General features: G+C 69.4%; 14 protein-coding genes. 8 read left to right on the top strand and 6 right to left on the bottom strand.

The annotated features are described in order from the left end of the window. Positions 1–365 precede the first annotated feature (365 nt). Positions 366–1,022 (bottom strand): O-methyltransferase, encoded by a 657-nt coding sequence (locus SD37_RS29665; RefSeq protein WP_044855428.1) that lies wholly within the window; start codon positions 1,020–1,022, stop codon positions 366–368. A 32-nt stretch (positions 1,023–1,054) separates the two neighbouring features. After that, a complete protein-coding gene (locus tag SD37_RS29660) occupies positions 1,055–1,882 on the bottom strand; it encodes an ABC transporter ATP-binding protein (RefSeq protein WP_037303657.1) in 828 nt (275 codons plus the stop codon). An 87-nt stretch (positions 1,883–1,969) separates the two neighbouring features. On the opposite strand from SD37_RS29660, the gene SD37_RS29655 reads away from it, so the two are divergent. After that, positions 1,970–3,298: an aminotransferase-like domain-containing protein gene (locus SD37_RS29655; protein ID WP_044855427.1), complete on the top strand. Its 1,329-nt coding sequence runs from the start codon at positions 1,970–1,972 to the stop codon at positions 3,296–3,298. 31 nt (positions 3,299–3,329) lie between these two features. Here the strand turns inward: SD37_RS29655 and SD37_RS29650 are convergent, their stop codons facing one another. From SD37_RS29650 to SD37_RS29640, 3 genes are all read right to left on the bottom strand, one after another. Then, positions 3,330–5,147 (bottom strand): hypothetical protein, encoded by a 1,818-nt coding sequence (locus tag SD37_RS29650; protein WP_044855426.1) that lies wholly within the window; start codon positions 5,145–5,147, stop codon positions 3,330–3,332. A gap of 111 nt (positions 5,148–5,258) precedes the next feature. Then, a complete protein-coding gene (locus SD37_RS29645) occupies positions 5,259–7,232 on the bottom strand; it encodes an SDR family oxidoreductase (protein WP_044855425.1) in 1,974 nt (657 codons plus the stop codon). A 58-nt stretch (positions 7,233–7,290) separates the two neighbouring features. Continuing rightward, entirely contained in the window at positions 7,291–7,509 is a 219-nt protein-coding gene (locus tag SD37_RS29640) for a hypothetical protein (protein ID WP_037303652.1), read from the bottom strand. A 217-nt stretch (positions 7,510–7,726) separates the two neighbouring features. Here SD37_RS29640 and SD37_RS29635 point away from each other — a divergent pair, with 217 nt between their 5' ends. Further along, a complete protein-coding gene (locus tag SD37_RS29635) occupies positions 7,727–8,950 on the top strand; it encodes an NAD(P)/FAD-dependent oxidoreductase (RefSeq protein WP_044855423.1) in 1,224 nt (407 codons plus the stop codon). Positions 8,951–9,036: 86 nt separating this feature from the next. Here SD37_RS29635 and SD37_RS29630 read toward each other — a convergent pair whose 3' ends face one another. Beyond that, positions 9,037–10,278: a Bcr/CflA family multidrug efflux MFS transporter gene (locus SD37_RS29630; RefSeq protein ID WP_044855422.1), complete on the bottom strand. Its 1,242-nt coding sequence runs from the start codon at positions 10,276–10,278 to the stop codon at positions 9,037–9,039. A 229-nt stretch (positions 10,279–10,507) separates the two neighbouring features. Here SD37_RS29630 and SD37_RS29625 point away from each other — a divergent pair, with 229 nt between their 5' ends. The 6 genes from SD37_RS29625 to SD37_RS29600 are packed head-to-tail and all read left to right on the top strand — an operon-like array spanning position 10,508 to position 17,040. Next, complete coding sequence (locus SD37_RS29625; protein ID WP_044855421.1) at positions 10,508–11,368, top strand: fumarylacetoacetate hydrolase family protein; 861 nt, start codon at positions 10,508–10,510, stop codon at positions 11,366–11,368. Then, positions 11,368–12,672 carry an enolase C-terminal domain-like protein gene (locus tag SD37_RS29620; RefSeq protein ID WP_044855420.1) on the top strand — a complete coding sequence of 435 codons (1,305 nt, stop codon included), beginning with the start codon at positions 11,368–11,370 and terminating at the stop codon, positions 12,670–12,672. Before SD37_RS29625 ends, SD37_RS29620 begins: the two co-directional genes overlap by 1 nt. Next, positions 12,665–13,423 (top strand): SDR family NAD(P)-dependent oxidoreductase, encoded by a 759-nt coding sequence (locus SD37_RS29615; RefSeq protein WP_044855419.1) that lies wholly within the window; start codon positions 12,665–12,667, stop codon positions 13,421–13,423. Before SD37_RS29620 ends, SD37_RS29615 begins: the two co-directional genes overlap by 8 nt. Positions 13,424–13,473: 50 nt before the next feature. Next, on the top strand, positions 13,474–14,505 hold the full coding sequence (locus tag SD37_RS29610) for a sugar ABC transporter substrate-binding protein (protein WP_145926984.1): 1,032 nt from the start codon (positions 13,474–13,476) through the stop codon (positions 14,503–14,505). Beyond that, positions 14,502–16,028, top strand: coding sequence for a sugar ABC transporter ATP-binding protein (locus tag SD37_RS29605; protein ID WP_044855417.1), 1,527 nt, complete (start codon positions 14,502–14,504; stop codon positions 16,026–16,028). Before SD37_RS29610 ends, SD37_RS29605 begins: the two co-directional genes overlap by 4 nt. Next, complete coding sequence (locus SD37_RS29600) at positions 16,021–17,040, top strand: ABC transporter permease (protein ID WP_044855416.1); 1,020 nt, start codon at positions 16,021–16,023, stop codon at positions 17,038–17,040. The genes SD37_RS29605 and SD37_RS29600 overlap by 8 nt, the downstream gene beginning before the upstream one ends. The last annotated feature ends 65 nt before the right edge of the window (positions 17,041–17,105 follow it).

Raw genomic sequence — 17,105 nt, 5'->3', positions numbered from 1 at the left:
GATGGCTCGTGAGTGGTGATGACGGTTATTGAGTGGTAAGGCAAACATGTCGTGTCTCAGGACAGGCCCGGACTGGCCGACGGAAGCAGGGGCATGACCAGGGATGTCCACAAAGGACATTGTTCCAGTCATGATGTCTGACTTGAGCGGTTTGCGCGGTCTCGCGAGGTGGTCGTGAGTGGCAAATAGCGTTCTAACCCTCATTGCCACTCACGACCCCCTTCGAGACCGTACATATAGGCATCAATCGGACATCGATTCACTGAAGACTGTCCCTTATGGACAGTCACGGGATGCGCCCAGCCTCCTGGGGAAGCCCTTGCCTGTCGCCAGCCACTCACGAGCCGACCTGGCAGAGTGCCTCGTCAGGACTTCACGAGCGCGATGGTCAGCCCGTCGTAGCCCTTCGTGCCGACGGTCTGGAACGCCGTCGCGTCGACCCGCGGTTCGGCGGAGATCAGCTCGTGCAGCCGCCGGATCCCCTGGACGTTCGGGTCGTCGCTGGCGGCGTTGGCCACCGCGCCGCCGCGGACGACGTTGTCGACCACGATCACGCCACCGGGCCTGACGAGTTTCAGCGACGCTTCGAAGTAGGCCGGGTTGTTGACCTTGTCGGCGTCGATGAACGCCAGATCGACCGGGCCGTCGACCGACGGCAGCAGGTCCAGCGCCTTGCCGACCCGGACGTCGACCAGCCCGCCGAGCCCGGCCGCGTCGATGTTGGCGCGGGCGACGGCGGCGTGCTTCGGATCGAACTCGAGGGTGACGAGCCTGCCTTGCGGCGGCAGGGCGCGCGCGAGCCAGATCGTGCTGTAGCCGCCGAGCGTGCCGATCTCCAGGATCGAGTGCGCGCCGATCATCCTGGCCAGCAGGTTGAGCAGCTTCCCCTGGTTCGGTGCGACGGCGATCGAGGGCAGCCCGGCCTCGTCCGAGGCCCGTAGCGCGGCTTCGAGGGCGGGGTCGGACGGGACGAGCACTCCGGACAGGTATTCGTCCACTTCGGACCACAGTTGCTGTGACATGGCACCTCCGTCGCCAACCTACTCCCGAACGCTCAGGCGGCGCGGCGCCCGGCCTTCGGGATCACCAGTGGGGTCCCGGTTTCCGGGCACGGCATGACCCGGCAGGGCAGCTCGAAGATCTTCTCGACGTTATCGGCGGTCACGACCTCTTCGGGGGCGCCTGTCGCCAGGACCTCACCGTCGCGCATCGCGATCATGTGCGTGGCGTAGCGGGCCGCGTGGTTGAGGTCGTGCAGCACCGCGACCAGGGTGCGGCCCTGCTCCTGATGCAGCTGCGCGCACAGGTCGAGGATGTCCATCTGATGTGCGATGTCCAGATAGGTCGTCGGCTCGTCGAGCAGCAGCAGGTCGGTCTCTTGCGCGAGCGCCATCGCCATCCACACGCGCTGCCGCTGACCGCCCGACAGCTCGTCGACCAGCCGCTCGGCGAGATCGTCGACACCGGTGGCACGCATGGACTCCGTGACCACGGTGGCGTCCTCACGGGACCACTGGCGCAGCAGGCGCTGATGCGGGTACCGGCCGCGCGCGACGAGGTCGGCGACGGTGATGCCGTCGGGCGCGACCGAACTCTGCGGCAGCAGGCCGAGCCGCCGCGCGACCTCTTTGGCGGGGAAGGAGCTGATCACCTGGCCGTCGAGGAACACCGAACCCCGGCGGGGTTTGAGCATCCGCGCGAGCGCGCGCAGCAGCGTCGTCTTCCCGCAGGCGTTCGGGCCGACGATGACGGTGAACGACCGGTCGGGGATGACCACCCCGAGGTCTTCGGCCACGGTCCTGCCGTCGTAGGCGAGCGTCAGTGCGTCCGCGTGCAGGCGGGACGTCGTGCTCTGCTCGGTGAGGGTATCCACGGTCTCCACGCAGGTTAGGCTAACCTAGGCGTCCGCCTTTGTGGTGTTCCGTAGGTCGCAGTCGGCTCACATCAGCCTCCGATGACATCATGAGGCGTGGAGGACTACCGGATAGTCGCGGACGAGATCTCCGCCGACGTCGAGGCCGGCAGGCTTCGTCCGGGCGACCGCCTGCCCCCGCAGCGCAGGTTCGCCCGCGAACGTGGAATCGCCAACTCGACCGCCGCCCGGGTGTACGGCGAACTCGTGCGGAGGGGTGTCGTGGTCGGCGAGGTCGGCCGCGGCACGTTCGTCCGCGCGGCGAAGCCACCGCTGGAGACCGCGCTCGCCGAACCGGGCGGCGCGACGATCGACCTCGAACTCAACTTCGCCGTCCTCCCGGAGCAATCCGCGCTGGTCGGGAAGGCACTGGAGCCGCTCCTGCGTGACGACGTCCTGACAGCGGCGCTGCGGCCAGGAAGCGTCACCGGCTCGAAGCAGGCCCGTGACGCCGTCGCCGGATTGTTCGCGAAGGACGGCTGGCGGCCCGAGATCCTCTTCGCCGGAAGCGGCCGCGAGGCCATCGCGGCCGCCATCGCCGCCTTCGTGCCGATGGGGGAACGGCTCGCCGTCGAGGCCATCACCTATCCCGTGGTCAAAGCGCTCGCCGGACGGCTCGGCGTCCAGTTGGTGCCCATCGAGACCGACGACGGGGGCCTGGTCCCCGAGGCGCTGGAAGCCGCGCACGCCGCCGCACCCGTCCGCGCGCTCTACGTCCAGCCGACGTTGCACAATCCGCTCGGGTCCACAATGGACGAAGGGCGGCGGGTCGCGCTGGCGGAAACCGTGCGCCGGATGGACATCCCGGTGATCGAGGACGGCATCTACACCTTCCTCCGGCCCGAGGTCGCCCCGTTCGCGACGTACGCGCCGGAACGCACGGTGTTCACCGACAGTATGTCCAAACGGCTCGCCCCCGGGCTGACCACCGGTTTCCTCGCCGTCCCGGCGGAATGGACGGAGCGGCTGGCCGCGGCGGTGCGCTCGGGCGGCTGGGTCGCGCCGCGGTTCGCGCTCGAAGCGGCCACGCGGTGGATCACCGGCGGCACCCTGGAAACCGTCGAACGGGCCAAACGGCTCGACGCCGCCGAACGTCAGCGGCTGACGGCGACCCGGCTGGCCGGGTTCACGCTGCGCGCTGATCCGCGCGCTTATCACTGCTGGTGGGAACTTCCCGAGCACTGGCGTGCCGAGACCTTCGTCGCCGCGGCCGCGCGGCGCGGCATCGCGGTCACCCCGGCGGCCGCGTTCGCGGTCGTCCCTGGCCACGCGCCGAACGCGGTGCGGCTCGCGGTGTCGTCGCCGCCTCTCGACACCCTGGCGGCGGCACTGGACGTCCTCGCCGGACTCGCCGCCGGACGCCCCGAGGACGCCGGCGTCGACTGACACGCGCGCCCGACTCAGGACACCTTCAGCGTCAGGGGCGGGGGACCCACTTGCCGATGAAGCTGCCGCAGGTGACGGTCTGCCCGGTGAGCCGCGTCCGCAGCGCGTTCTCCATCCCGAGGTAGTCGAAGATCGGCGCGTCACCCGCGACCTCGGCGGGCACCGGGCCGCCCTTGGTCAGGGTCGGCATGCTCACGGTCTGGAACAGCACCAGGTAGTCGCCGTCGCGGTTGAGCTCGTCGGCGGTCGCGAGCATCCGTTGTGGAGCGTCGGCGACGATCTCCAGCGGCAGCGGCCATTCCAGCGGGAACGGGTTGCGCAGGCCGAAGGCGGGGTAGGCGAACGGGTTGTCGGGCAGGACCGCCGTGCGCGCGGCGGGGAACCGGGTGACGCAGTCCTGGATCTGGGCTATGTAGGCGAAGGTGCCCGGGTTCGTCCGGATCCCGCGCATCGACGGCGTCACCGTGCCCAGGTCCTCGGTCAGCTTCTCGTGCGCCATGTCGAGATACGCGGCTTCGTCGTGATGCGCGACCACCGCCCAGCCCGACGCCAGCACGGCGACCAGGCCCATCGCCGTCGCCCCGGCCAGGCCGATCCGGCGAGACGGCGCGGGCAACGGCGGCAGCGCGTCCGCCAGCAGCAGGATCGCCGTCAGCGCCAGCGTTCCGGTGAACAACGTCGGGGTGTCGTTCCCCCAGGACAGGCTGGTCATGAAGCCGGTCGCGAAGACCAGCGCGCCCATGCGCGGGAACCGCCGCGTCGCCGCCCAGTTCACCAGCAGCGCGACCCCGAGGATCCACCAGAGGACGTCGGCCCAGCGCGACGCGCCGGTGAAGTGTCCATCCACGACGGTGCCGACCACCACCGCGACCCCGGCCAGGAGGAGCAGCCGCGCGGCGATCGCTCCGGCCGTTCCGGCGCGGTCACGGAAGATCCCGAGCAGCGCCAGAAGCACCCCCGCGATCGCGAAGAGGGGCAATCCCCGCACCGGTGGCCGCGTCAGGGTCTCGGGATTTTCCAGCCACAGCCCGAGAAGTCGTTCGCCGTACGCGGGGACGCCACCGGTGAGCTGCTCGGCCATCGCGCCGAGGCCGCCGTCGACCAGGACGATTCCGAGGTAGAGGATCAGAAAGGCGCCGAGCGCCAGCAGATCCCAGGCCAGGCGTGCCCACCAGCGGCCGGTGCGGAACGCGCCGTCCCGCGTCGAAGGGTGCAGCAGCAACCAGAACAGCGCGATCAGCGGCACCGGCGCGAAACTCTGCTTGACGAAGACCGCGGTGCCCAGCAGCACCAGGCCGAGCCGTCGCGGCCACGCCTTGCCCTCCCGCAGCCCGCGGTCGAGTGCCCAGGCACCGCAGGCGGTCAGGAAGATCCCGTCGATCGTGTGCCAGGCCATCAGCGGGAACGCGTTGAGGTTCAGCAGCGACGCGGCCGCCGTCAGCCCGGTGAGGCCCGGGCCCCAGTCCCGGACCCGGCGACGGGTGACGAGCACGGTGAACGCGATGGTCGCCAGGATGATCTCCAGCATGCTGAGCACGCTGGAGACGAAGAACAGCGGACCCGGCAGGACGAAGTCGACGATGTGCAGGTACGCCGAACCGAGCGGGCGGGCGGAGATGATGTCGGAGTGCGGGACCTCGCCGTGCAGCACCCGCCACGCCTGGGCCAGGATGAAACCCTGGTCCGACGGATGGAAACCGAAGCGTCCCACCCGGAGTTCGGTGAGGATCGCGAGCGCGAGGATCCAGGCCGCGTGCAGGGAAAGCCGCAGCACTGTCCTGGACGGACGTACCGCTGACGTCCCTGTCGCGTCCGGTCCGGTCGACAGCGGGGGACTGGCGACGTCCACACTGCCCCTTCCCGGTCGTCCCTGCCTCGGCTCGTGCCCGCCGACCCCGGCGTATCGGAAACCGATGGTAGCGGCCCGGGGCGTCCCCCGATCGAGCCCGGCGCGCGGACGTCAGGGGCGGCGGCGCCAGACCAGCCTCGTGACCGCGCCCGCCACGGAGGCCAGCGGGGCCTTCCTGGGCAGGCCACGGGTTTCCGGAGCCGACTCGGGCATCGCGCGGTAGACGAGGTGGGCGACGAACCGCGCCGTCCTGGGTGCGACCAGTGTCACCAATTCGGCGGCCGTGCCTTCGGGCAGGTTCAGGATTTCCGGTCGTTTCTCGAGCGCCTTCACCACGAGGGCGGCCGCGCGTTCGGGAGAACTCGACGGCATCCCGCGATAGGACCCGGTCGGCGCGATCATGTCGGTGCGCACCAGCGGCATCCGGACCGAGGTGAAGGTGACGCCGTCGGAAAGCGTTTCCCGGCCGGCGGTCAGCCCGAACTCCTCCAGTGCGGCCTTCGAAGCCAGGTAAGCGGAAAACCGCGGTGTGTCGGTCTGCAGTCCTTGGGTGGTCACATTGACGACGTGCCCGAACCCGCGTGCGGTCATCGACGGCAGCAGGCCGAGGGTCAGCCGCACGGGGCCGAAGTAGTTGATCGCCATCGTGCGCTCGAAGTCGTGGAACCGTTCCGTGGACAGCGAAAGCGAACGCCGGATCGAGCGGCCCGCGTTGTTGACCAGCATGTCGACGGCGCCGTGCGCGGCGAGTACGTCCTTGACGAGAGCGTCGACCGCGTCGCCGTCGGTGAGGTCGCACGGGTACGCGGAGGCCTTCCCGCCCGCCGCGACGATCTGTTCGCGGACCTCTTCGAGTTCGTCGGCCCGCCTGGCCACGAGGATCACCTCGCCGCCCTTCGCGGCCACGGCCAGCGCGGACGCGCGCCCGATGCCCGACGAAGCACCGGTGATCAGCACCTTGCGGCCGGCGAGCGGTTCCGGTCCCGGACGGCGGCGGCCGCGGTCGGGGTCCAGATGCGCCAGCCAGTACCGGTAGAGCGGACCGGCGTACTCCTCCAACGGTGGCAAGGTGATCCCGCTGCCTTCGAGGGCGGCGGTGGTCGCGCTCGTGTCGAAGTCGACTTCCATGCTCAGATGGGGCAGGACTTCGAGCGGGATGCCCAGTTCCTTCAGCACCGCCGCGCGCGCCGAACGTCCGCCCGGAACGCGGTCGAACCCGGCCGCCGCGGACTTCGCCAAGCGGGTCCCGGCGCGCTTCAACGCTCCGGAAGGGCGTGACGGGAGGACGGCGGAGATCTTCGGCGCGCCCGCGGCCCGCGCGAAGGCGTTGTAGACCTCGTGCAGCGGCTGGGGCCGCGGCGACGCGAGGTGATACGTGCTGCCACTGGGCGCGTCGATGTGCATGAGGTGCTCGATCGCTTCGACGACGTAGTCGACCGGCACGATGTTCGTGGCGCCGAGATCCGGGGCGGCCAAAGGAAGACGGCGGGGCAGCGCGGCGAGGCGCGAGATCGCCGGGAGGAAGTAGTACGGGCCGTCGATCTTGTCCATCTCGCCGGTGCGCGAATCGCCGGCCACGGCGGACGGCCGGTACACGCGGAACGGCGTCTTCCCGTGCCGCCGCACGAGTTTCTCGGCCTCGAACTTCGTCGCATGATACGGCGACGCGAAGCTCTGGCCGAGGTCGAAGTCGGTTTCGGTGAAGCGTCCGGCGTACTGTCCCGCGACCGCGATCGAGGAGACGTGGTGGAAGAGCCCGGCGTTCGCGGCGGCGGCGAACTCCAGGACGTTGCGGGTGCCCTCGACGTTGGCCGCGCGGTTGGCCGCTTCGTCGGCGGTGAGGTCGTAGATCGCGCCGAGATGCACGACGTGGTCGAAGGGCCCCGTTTTCGCCGGATCGACGCCCAGCAGGGGTTCGGTCAGATCGCCGGTGACGGGAACGAGCTTCTCGTGGCTCGGGAGCTTCCCGCGTGAGGTCTCCCTCACGAGAACGTGGACGGCTGCGGTCCCAGGACGCCGCAGTAGGTGCGCGACCAGGCGTTTGCCCAGGAAACCCGTCGCGCCCGTCACGAAGTAGGTGGTCATGGCCTGCTCCTTCCGAACGGAGCCGACTCTACCTACTCAGAAGTAGGAACGGTAGTTGTCATTCGTGGTGGTCCGGATGTTCCGCCACCGCGACCACGGCGTCGCGGAGCGCGGCGCGCAGGCGCCCCACGTCCAGCGGCCCGAGTACGGCGGCCTCTCCCGGCGGTGCCACGAGCACGATCTTGTCGGCGCTCACGAACACCGTCACGTCCCTGCGCCTGCCTGCCAGATCCCGGCAGCCGACCGACCATTCGTCGCGGGGTGCCAAGGTCCTCATCCTCCCGTTTCCCATGATCTCCCTTTCTCGTCCGAGGCTGGGACGAGGCGATCCGAAGGCCGTGACGCGGATTACCCGACGTTCCTACTGATGGGTTAACCGCCCACGCGGTTCGTGATCATTTCCCCGGATCACTAGGCCGGACGGGCAGCGGTGTCTGGGCGGGGGGACCCGATCGGGAGTAGCGTCCGCGAGGGAGCCTGCTCGGGAGGTCTTGATGTCCGAACCCAGGAAGATCGTCATCGTCGGTGCCGGCCTCGCGGGAGCGACGGCCGCCGGGACCCTGCGAGAACGTGGCTACGCGGGCGAGATCCTGCTGCTGGGCACGGATACGCATCGCCCGTACGAACTTCCGCCGTTGTCCAAAGGACTTCTGCTGGGCACCACCGAGGAACCCGATTGGGTGCACGGCGAGGGCTTCTACGAAGAGAAGGACATCACGCGCAGGAGCGGGGTGACCGCGACCAGGATCGAACTCGGCGCGCGGATGGTGCTCGACGACGCCGGCGGCGAGCACCGGTTCGACAGGCTCGTGCTGGCGACCGGATCCCGCCCCCGGACGTTGCCGGTCCCCGGCGGCGATCTGCCCGGACTGCTGACTTTGCGCACGCTCGACGACGCCCTGGCCTTGCGTTCGGCGTTCAAGGACGCCCGGCGGGTCGTGATCGTCGGCGCCGGATGGATCGGGACCGAGGCCGCGGCCGCCGCCCGGGAACACGGTGCCGAGGTGACGGTGGTCGACCAGGTCGGTTCGCCGCTGCTCGCGGTGCTGGGCGAGCAGGTGTCCGCGGTCTTCAAGGATCTGCATACCGAACACGGCGTGAACTGGCGGCTGGGTGAGGGCATCGCCGGGTTCGCCGGCGGTCCGGACGGGGCGACCGGTGTCCGGCTGAAGAGCGGCGAGGAGCTGCCCGCGGACGTCGTCCTGGTGGCCGTCGGCGCCGCGCCGCGGGTCGACCTCGCGCACGCCGCCGGGCTGGAACTGTCCGACGACGGCGGTGTCTGCGCCGACGCGGGCCTGCGGACCGCCGCCCCGGACGTCTACGCGATCGGCGACATCGCCGCGCATTTCCATCCCCGCTACGGGAAACGCGTCCGCGTCGAGCATTGGTCGAACGCGAAGTGGCAGGGCGAGCACGTCGCCGGGAACCTGCTCGGGGAGAACGAGCCGTATCTGAAGAGCCCGTACTTCTTCTCGGATCAGTACGACCTGGGCTGCGAATACCGTGGCCTCGCCGATCCCGAAACCGACGAACTCGTGGTGCGGGGCGACCTCGCGGCGCGGGACTTCACGGCGTTCTGGCTACGCGACGGCCGGGTGGCCGCCGCGATGAACGTCAATCAGTGGGACGACGGGGACGCGCTGAAGGCGCTCGTCGAGGGGCGCGCGTCGGTGACGGCGGCGGAGCTGAAGGCGGCCGATCTCAAGACCTTGGCGTGATCCGGCGTGTTATGAACGGGACTTTCATCACAAAATTTGTAATGAAAGTCCCGTTCATAACACGCGCGGAGCGCGAATTCGGTCCGTTAAACCTCTTGAGCGACCAAGACCCGCGGAGACCGGGTCATGGTCCCGAAGGCCAGCAGCGCGAGCACGCCGAACCCCGCCATCGCGATCCCCATCGGGACCGCGGTGCCCGGCCCGCCGAGCCCGACCAGCGGCGTCGCCAGGCCACCGACGACGAACTGCAGCACCCCCAGCAGCGCCGACGCCGAACCGGCGGACCGCGCTTGCTCGGCCAGCGCCAGCGAACTCGCGTTCGGCGCCACCATGCCGATGCTCGACACCAGGATGAACAGCGGGATCAGCAGCCCGATCAGGCTCAGGTCCAGCACCACCGCGATCAGCACGCCGAAACCGGCCAGTGCCGCGACGACGAGGCCGACGGTCAGCAGCGTCCGTTCCGGGAAGCGCCCGACGATGCGGCCGTTCAGCTGACCGACGAGCACGATGCCGATGCCGTTGAGCCCGAACACCAGGCTGTATGCCTGCGGGCTCAGGCCGTAGACGCCCTGCAGCGCGAAGGACGAGCCGGAGATGTAGGCGAACAGGCTGCCGAACATCAGCCCGGAGGCCAGCGCGTAACCGAGGAAGCCCCGGTCGCCGAGGAGGCTCGCGTACTTCCGCATCACCGAGCCGAACCGCGCGGGCGTCCGCCGTTCCTCGGGGAGGGGTTCCGGCAGGAGGAAGAAGACGACGGCGAGCAGGATCGCGCCGAACGCGCTCAGGCAGACGAACACCCCGCGCCACGAGGTCCAGGTCAGGATCTGGCCGCCGATGATCGGCGCCAGGATCGGGGCGAGCCCGTTGACCAGCATGAGCAGCGAGAAGAACTTCGTCATCGCGGTGCCGGAGTATAGGTCGCGCACGGTCGCCCTGGCGATGACGATGCCGGCCGCGGCGCCGAAGGCCTGGACGGCGCGGGCCGCGATGAGCAGGTCGGCGCTCGGTGCGAAGGCGCACAGCACCGATCCGACGATGTAGAGCGCGAGGCCCGCCACGAGCGGCTTGCGGCGTCCGATCGCGTCGGACAGCGGTCCGAGGATCAGCTGGCCGAGGGCGAGGCCGATGATGAACGCGCTCAGCGTGAGCTGAACGGTCGCGTCCGCCGCGCGCAGTTCGCCCGCCATCTGCGGCAAGGCGGGCAGGTACATGTCGATCGACAGGGGCCCGAAGGCGGACAGGCCGCCGAGGATCAGGACGAACCGGGCGCGTCCGGTCGTCGGTCGCGCGAGGGGTTCCGCCACTCGCTCGGGCGCGATGGTCATGCTCTTCCTTTCCCCAGTCTTCGTTCCGCGAGGAACAACTTGCTTAGAGTAGGTAACTATTCCACGTGTGACTCACGGCACTGGGGTGACGGATGACTGATCGGATCAATTTTCGAACAAATCCGAACGACCTCTAGATCTCCTCGGAGGTCGTCGGGTATACATCGGATGTCTGTTCGTTGCTGTTGGAGCCGTTGATTGTTGACGGTTCGGCCGGAAGGGAAAATCCGTGCAGCTGTTGCGTCTCGGGGAGCCGGGAAGTGAGCGTCCGTTCGTACGTGCCGGGGACGGCACTCTGCGCGACCTCACGGGTCTGACCACCGACATCGATGGCAGCTTCTTCGCGAGCGACGGAGTCGCCAGGGTCGCGGCCGCGCTGGCCGCCGGTGAGCTGCCCGAAGCCGGCGCCGAAGCCGCGCGGGCCAGGGTCGCCACGCCGATCGCCCGCCCCGGCAAGGTCATCTGTGTCGGGCTCAACTACCGGCAGCACGCCGAGGAGTCCGGCGCCGCCGTCCCGGACGAGCCGGTCGTCTTCATGAAGGCGTCCGACGTCGTCGTCGGCCCGGACGACGACGTACTCGTACCGCGCGGCTCGACCAAGACCGACTGGGAGGTCGAGCTGGGCGTCGTCATCGGCAAGACCGCGCGCTACCTCGACAGCGTCGAAGAAGCCCTCGATCACGTCGCCGGGTACACCGTCTCGAACGACGTGTCCGAGCGTGAGTTCCAGCTCGAACGCGGCGGCACCTGGGACAAGGGCAAGTCGTGCGAGAACTTCAACCCGCTCGGTCCGTGGCTGGTCACCGCCGACGAGGTGCCCGACCCGCAGGCACTCGGCCTGCGGCTGTGGGTCAACGGCGAGAAGAAACAGGACTCGTCCACCAAGGACATGATCTTCACGGTCGCCGAGATCGTGCATTACCTGAGCCGGTTCATGGTGCTGCGCCCTGGCGACCTCATCAACACCGGCACTCCGCAGGGGGTCGCGCTCGGTCAGCCGGACCCCAAGCCGTACCTGCGCGAAGGCGACGTCATCGAGCTGGAGATCGACGGCCTAGGCCGCCAGCGCCAGACCGTGAGGCAGGCGTGATGGCGAAGATCGTGGGCATGGAGGTGCTCGACGTCCGGTTCCCCACCTCGCGGGAACTGGACGGCTCGGACGCGATGAACCCGGACCCGGACTACTCGGCCGCGTACGTCGTGCTGCACACCGATGGCGGTCCCGACGGATACGGGCTCGCCTTCACCATCGGCCGCGGCAACGACGTCCAGGCCGCGGCGATCCGCGCGCTGGAACACCACGTCGTCGGCCGCGCCGTGCCGACCGACGCCGCCGCGCTCGGTGACCTGTCGCGTGCCCTGGTCGGCGATTCGCAACTGCGGTGGCTCGGCCCGGAAAAGGGCGTCGCGCATATGGCGATCGGCGCGGTGGTCAACGCCGCCTGGGACCTCGCCGCGCGGATCGCCGGGCTCCCGGTCTGGCGGTTCGCCGCCGGGATGTCGCCCGAGGACCTGGTCTCGCTCGTCGACTTCCGCTACCTGTCCGACGCGCTGACCGAACAGGAGGCGCTGGACATCCTCCGCGCCGCCGAACCCGGCCGCGCCGAGCGGATCGCCCGGATCGAGCGCGACGGCTACCGCGCGTACAGCACGTCTCCCGGCTGGCTCGGCTACTCGGACGCGAAACTCGTCCGCCTCGCCGAACAGGCGGTCGCGGACGGTTTCGAGATGATCAAGCTGAAGGTCGGCGGCAACCTCGAAGACGACGTCCGCCGGATGAAGCTCGCCCGCGAGACGGTCGGCGCCGAAATCCGCGTCGCCGTCGATGCGAACCAGCGCTGGGACGTTTCGACCGCGATCACCTGGATGACCGCGCTGGCGCCCTACGACCCGTACTGGATCGAGGAGCCGACCTCGCCGGACGACGTGCTCGGGCACGCGGCGATCGCCAAGGCACTCGCCCCGATCCGGGTGGCCACCGGCGAGCACGTCCAGAACCGCGTGGTGTTCAAGCAACTCCTGCAGGCCGAAGCGATCTCGGTACTGCAGCTGGACGCCGCCAGGGTCGGCGGGTTCAACGAGAACCTGGCGATCCTGTTGCTGGCGGCCAAGTTCGGCATCCCGGTCTGCCCGCACGCCGGCGGGGTCGGGCTGTGCGAACTCGTGCGGCACCTGTCGATGTTCGACTTCGTGGCGGTGTCCGGCTCCGACACCGACCGGTCGATCGAATGGGTCGACCACCTCCACGAGCATTTCACCGATCCGGCCGTCGTGGCCGACGGGCGATATCTCGCCCCGTCCGCGCCGGGGTTCTCCGCGCGGATGCACGACGCGACGCTGCGCCGGTTCACCTTCCCCGACGGTCCAGAATGGACGGAGACTGCCAGTGAGTGAGTTCGAAGGCCTCGTCGCCGCCGTCACCGGTGGGGCGTCCGGGATCGGCCGGGCCACCGCCGATCTGCTCGCCTCCCGTGGCGCGACGGTCGCGGTGCTCGACCTGAATCCCGGCGACCTTCCCGGGGGACTCACCGGATTCCGCTGTGACGTCGGCTCCGGCGAGGAGGTCCGGTCGGCGATCGACGCGGTCGCGGACCGGTTCGGGCGGCTCGACGTCCTGGTCAACAACGCCGGGATCGGCGCACAGGGCGACGTCACCGCCAACGACGACGACGAATGGCACCGGGTGCTCGACATCAACGTCGTCGGCATGGTGCGGCTGGCGCGGGCGGCGTTGCCACATCTGAAGAACTCCCCGTCGGCCGCGATCGTCAACACCTGCTCGATCGCCGCGTGGGCCGGCCTGCCCAACCGCGCGCTGTACTCGGCCAGCAAGGGCGCGGTGCTCTCGCTGACCCTGGCGATGGCGACCGATCACCTGGCCGACGGGATCCGGGTCAACTGCGTCTGTCCCGGCACCGCGGACACCCCGTGGGTCGGCAGGCTGCTCGACTCCGCGGCCGACCCGGAGGCCGAACGGGCCGCGCTGGCCGCCCGCCAGCCGATGGGCAGGCTGGTGACCGCGGACGAGGTCGCGAACGCGATCGTGTACCTGGCCAGTCCGCTTTCGGCCTCGACCACCGGCACGGCGCTCGCCGTCGACGGTGGGATGTACGGGCTGCGTCCGCGCGGCCCGGTCCGGCAATAGCTCCATACTTGGTTTCCGCTGTCATCAAGGAGGATGCGGTGCGTACGAGGGTGATCAAGGTGGCCGCCGCGGCCACCGCGCTCGGGCTGGCGCTGTCGGCCTGTGGGTCCACCAAGGACAACACGGCCGCGCCGGGAGCGGGCGGGGCGCAGGGTGGCAAGGTCGGTGCGACGATCCCGTTGCTGACCTCGCCGTTTTGGCAGGCCTACAACAACTACGTGCCGCAGAAGGCCAAAGAGCAGGGCGTCGACGCGCTGCCGACGGTCAACGCGGACAGCGATCCGGCTAAACAGATCACCGACATCAACACCCTGCTCAACCAGGGCATCAAGGGTCTCGTCGTGACGCCGCTCGACTCCGCCGCCGTCGTCGCCGGGCTGAAGGCCGCGGAGAACAAGGGCGTCCCGGTGGTGGCCGTCGACGTCGCGCCGGAGGGCGGCAAGGTGGCGATGGTGGTGCGCGCCGACAACAAGGCGTATGGCACCAAGGCCTGCGAGGCCATCGGCGCGAAGGTCAGTTCGGGCAAGGTCGTTCAGGTCATGGGCGACCTCGCCTCGGTCAACGGCCGCGACCGTTCCGAGGCGTTCCGGGAGTGCATGAAGGCGAAGTTCCCCGGCGTCCAGGTGCTGGAGATCTCCGCCGAGTGGAAGGCGGACAAGGCCTCGTCCGGTCTGGACAGCCTGCTGACCGCCAACCCGGACATCAAGGCCGTGTACATGCAGGCGGGCGGCGTCTACCTGGCGCCGACGCAGCAGGCGCTCAAGCGCAAGAACCTGTACTTCCCGGTCGGGGACCCGAAGCACGTCGTGCTGGTCAGCAATGACGGGATCCCGCAGGAACTGGCCGCGATCCGCGCGGGCGAACTCGACGCGACCGTCTCCCAGCCCGCCGACGACTACGCCAAGTACGGCATGTACTGGATCAGGAAGGCGATGGCGGGGGAGACCTTCAAGGCCGGGCCGACCGACCACGGCAGCACCGTCGTCGAGGTCCGGCGGGGGATCCTGGAGGACCAGCTGCCCGCACCCGTGGTCACCAAGGACAACGTGGACGACAAGGCCCTCTGGGGGAACAACCTGTGAGCGCGCTGCCCGCCGGCTCCGCCGCCGTACCGGTGGTCAGCGCACTGGGCGTCGGGAAACGCTACGGACCGACCGTGGCGCTTTCCGACGTCAGCATCACCGTGAACCCCGGCGAGTCGCACGCACTCGTCGGCCGCAACGGCGCGGGGAAGTCGACGCTGGTCTCCATCCTCACCGGACTGTCCAAAACGGACACCGGGCGAGTCGAGTTCGGTGGCGTTCCCGCCCCTGCACTGTCCAAACAGGACGACTGGAAACGCGCGGTCGCCTGTGTGTACCAGCACGCGATGGTCGTCCCGCAGCTCACCGTCGCGGAGAACCTCTTCCTGAACCGCCAGTCCGGGAAGGGTTTCGCGATCGGCTGGCAGCGCCTGCGCCGCCAGGCGAGGGAGCTGCTCGACTCCTGGGACGTCCACGTCGACGTCGACACCCCGGCCGGTGAGCTTTCGGTCGAGGACCGGCAGTTCGTCGAGATCGCGAGGGCGCTTTCCTACGGTGCCCGGTTCATCGTGCTCGACGAACCGACAGCGCAGCTGGACAGCCAGGCGATCGAGCGGCTCTTCGAGCGGATGCGCCAGATGCAGGCCAACGGGGTGACGTTCCTGTTCATCTCGCACCATCTCCACGAGGTGTACGAGGTCTGCCAGGCGGTCACCGTGCTGCGCGACGCCAGGCACATCCTCACCGCGCCGGTCTCGGAGGTCGGCCGGGCCGAGCTGATCGACGCGATGACCGGGGAACAGGGCGGCCTTTCCGTCCGTGACGCCTCCACCCGTGAGGCGCTGGCCCCGGACGCGGACGAGGTGCTGACCGTCGACGGGCTCTCCGGTGACGGCTTCGCCGACGTGACGCTCCGGATCCATCGCGGTGAGGTGATCGGGCTCGCGGGCAGCAACGCCAGCGGCAAGCACCAGTTCGCCGAAACCGTCTACGGCCTGCGTTCGGCGTCCTCTGGCGTGCTCAAGGTCGAGGGCAAACCCCTGAAGCCGGGAGACATCCCGGCCGCGATCCGCGCCGGGATCGGCTGTGTGCCGCGCGACCGCCACCACGAAGGACTGGTCCTCGACCACTCGATCATGGACAACACCACACTGTCCATTTTGGACCGCATGGGCAGGGGTGGCCTCGCGTCACCGGCGGCCCGGTACGGGCGGGCGTCGAAGGCGCTGAAGGACTACGGCATCGTCGCGGCGGGCGCCGACCAGCCGGTGTCCGACCTTTCCGGCGGCAACCAGCAGAAGGTCGTCCTGGCCCGCGCGCTCGCCGGGGATCCCCGCCTGGTCGTGCTGATCAACCCGACCGCGGGCGTGGACGTGAAATCGAAGGAGGCCCTGCTCGCGGTCGTCGACCGGGTGCGGGCCGAGGGGAAGGCGGTACTGATCGTCAGCGACGAGCTGGACGATCTGCGCCTGAGCGACCGGGTGCTGGTGCTGCGCGCCGGTGCCGTGGTCGCCGAACACCGGGCGGGCTGGTCCGACGGCGACCTGGTGGCCGACATCGAAGGAGTCGAGCGCGGTGCATGACGTGATGACCGATCCGAAGACGTCGTCGCTCACGACGGCGCCGCCGAAACGCCGGAAGTTCCGCTGGCTGCGGGAACTCGCCCTGGTGCCGGCGCTCATCGTGGTGCTGATCATCGGAGGACTGATCAGTGACACCTTCCTGACCTTCGGCAGCATCGTCGGCATCCTGTCCGCCTCGGCGGCGTTGTCGATGGTGGTGCTGGGCGAATCGCTGGTCCTGCTCACCGGGAAGTTCGACCTGTCGCTGGAATCCACCATGGGCATGGCGCCCGCGCTGGGCGCGATGCTGGTGATCCCGGTGGCGTCTTCGGGCTTCGGCACCGAATTCCCCGGTTTCGCGGGCATCCTCGCCGTACTGGTGGCCGGGGCCGCCGTCGGTTTCGTGAACGGGTTCCTGATCGTCAAACTGAAGCTGAACGCCTTCATCGTCACGCTGGCGATGCTGACGGTGCTGCGCGGTACGCAGATCGGGTCGACGCACGGGAAGACGCTGTTCGACCAGCTGGACGTGTTCACCGCGATGGCGACGACCACGTTCATCGGGCTGCCGATGTCGGTGTGGCTGGCCGCGGCGCTGTTCGCCGTCTTCGGGCTGGGACTGCGGTATCACCGGATCGGCCGGTCGCTGTACGCCATCGGGGGCAACCGGGCGGCGGCGCGGGCCGCGGGTATCCGCGTCGACCGGATTTCGTGGGGTGTCTTCGTGGTGGCCGGGGTGCTGGCCGCGCTCGGCGGCCTCGCGTACACGGGCTACGTCGGCGCGCTCGGCGCGGATCAGGGCGACGGGCTGATCCTGCAGGTGTTCGCGGCTGCGGTGATCGGCGGTGTCTCTCTGGACGGTGGTAAGGGCACTCTGGTGGGGGCGCTCACCGGGGTCCTGCTCCTCCAGACGGTCACCAACCTGCTGCAAGTGGCACAGGTGCCGCCGGAGTGGCTGAAGGCGATCTACGGCGTGATCATCCTGGTCGCGTTGATCATCTCCCGGTACGCCGGCGGGAAGGCTCAGACGTAGCCCCTCGCCGACGCCATGAAAGGTCCTTTCCTTGCGAAATTCGCCAGGAAAGGACCTTTCCTGGC

Source organism: Amycolatopsis orientalis (assembly GCF_000943515.2).
GTDB lineage: Bacteria > Actinomycetota > Actinomycetes > Mycobacteriales > Pseudonocardiaceae > Amycolatopsis > Amycolatopsis orientalis.
This window is presented reverse-complemented; position numbering and strand designations above follow the sequence as displayed.

Coding starts and splice junctions, on each gene's coding strand:
- SD37_RS29630 (WP_044855422.1), bottom strand. CDS start 10,278: ATGACCATCGCGCCCGAGCGAGTGGCGGAACCCCTCGCGCGACCGACG.
- SD37_RS29665 (WP_044855428.1), bottom strand. CDS start 1,022: ATGTCACAGCAACTGTGGTCCGAAGTGGACGAATACCTGTCCGGAGTG.
- SD37_RS29635 (WP_044855423.1), top strand. CDS start 7,727: ATGTCCGAACCCAGGAAGATCGTCATCGTCGGTGCCGGCCTCGCGGGA.
- SD37_RS29645 (WP_044855425.1), bottom strand. CDS start 7,232: ATGACCACCTACTTCGTGACGGGCGCGACGGGTTTCCTGGGCAAACGC.
- SD37_RS29640 (WP_037303652.1), bottom strand. CDS start 7,509: ATGAGGACCTTGGCACCCCGCGACGAATGGTCGGTCGGCTGCCGGGAT.
- SD37_RS29620 (WP_044855420.1), top strand. CDS start 11,368: ATGGCGAAGATCGTGGGCATGGAGGTGCTCGACGTCCGGTTCCCCACC.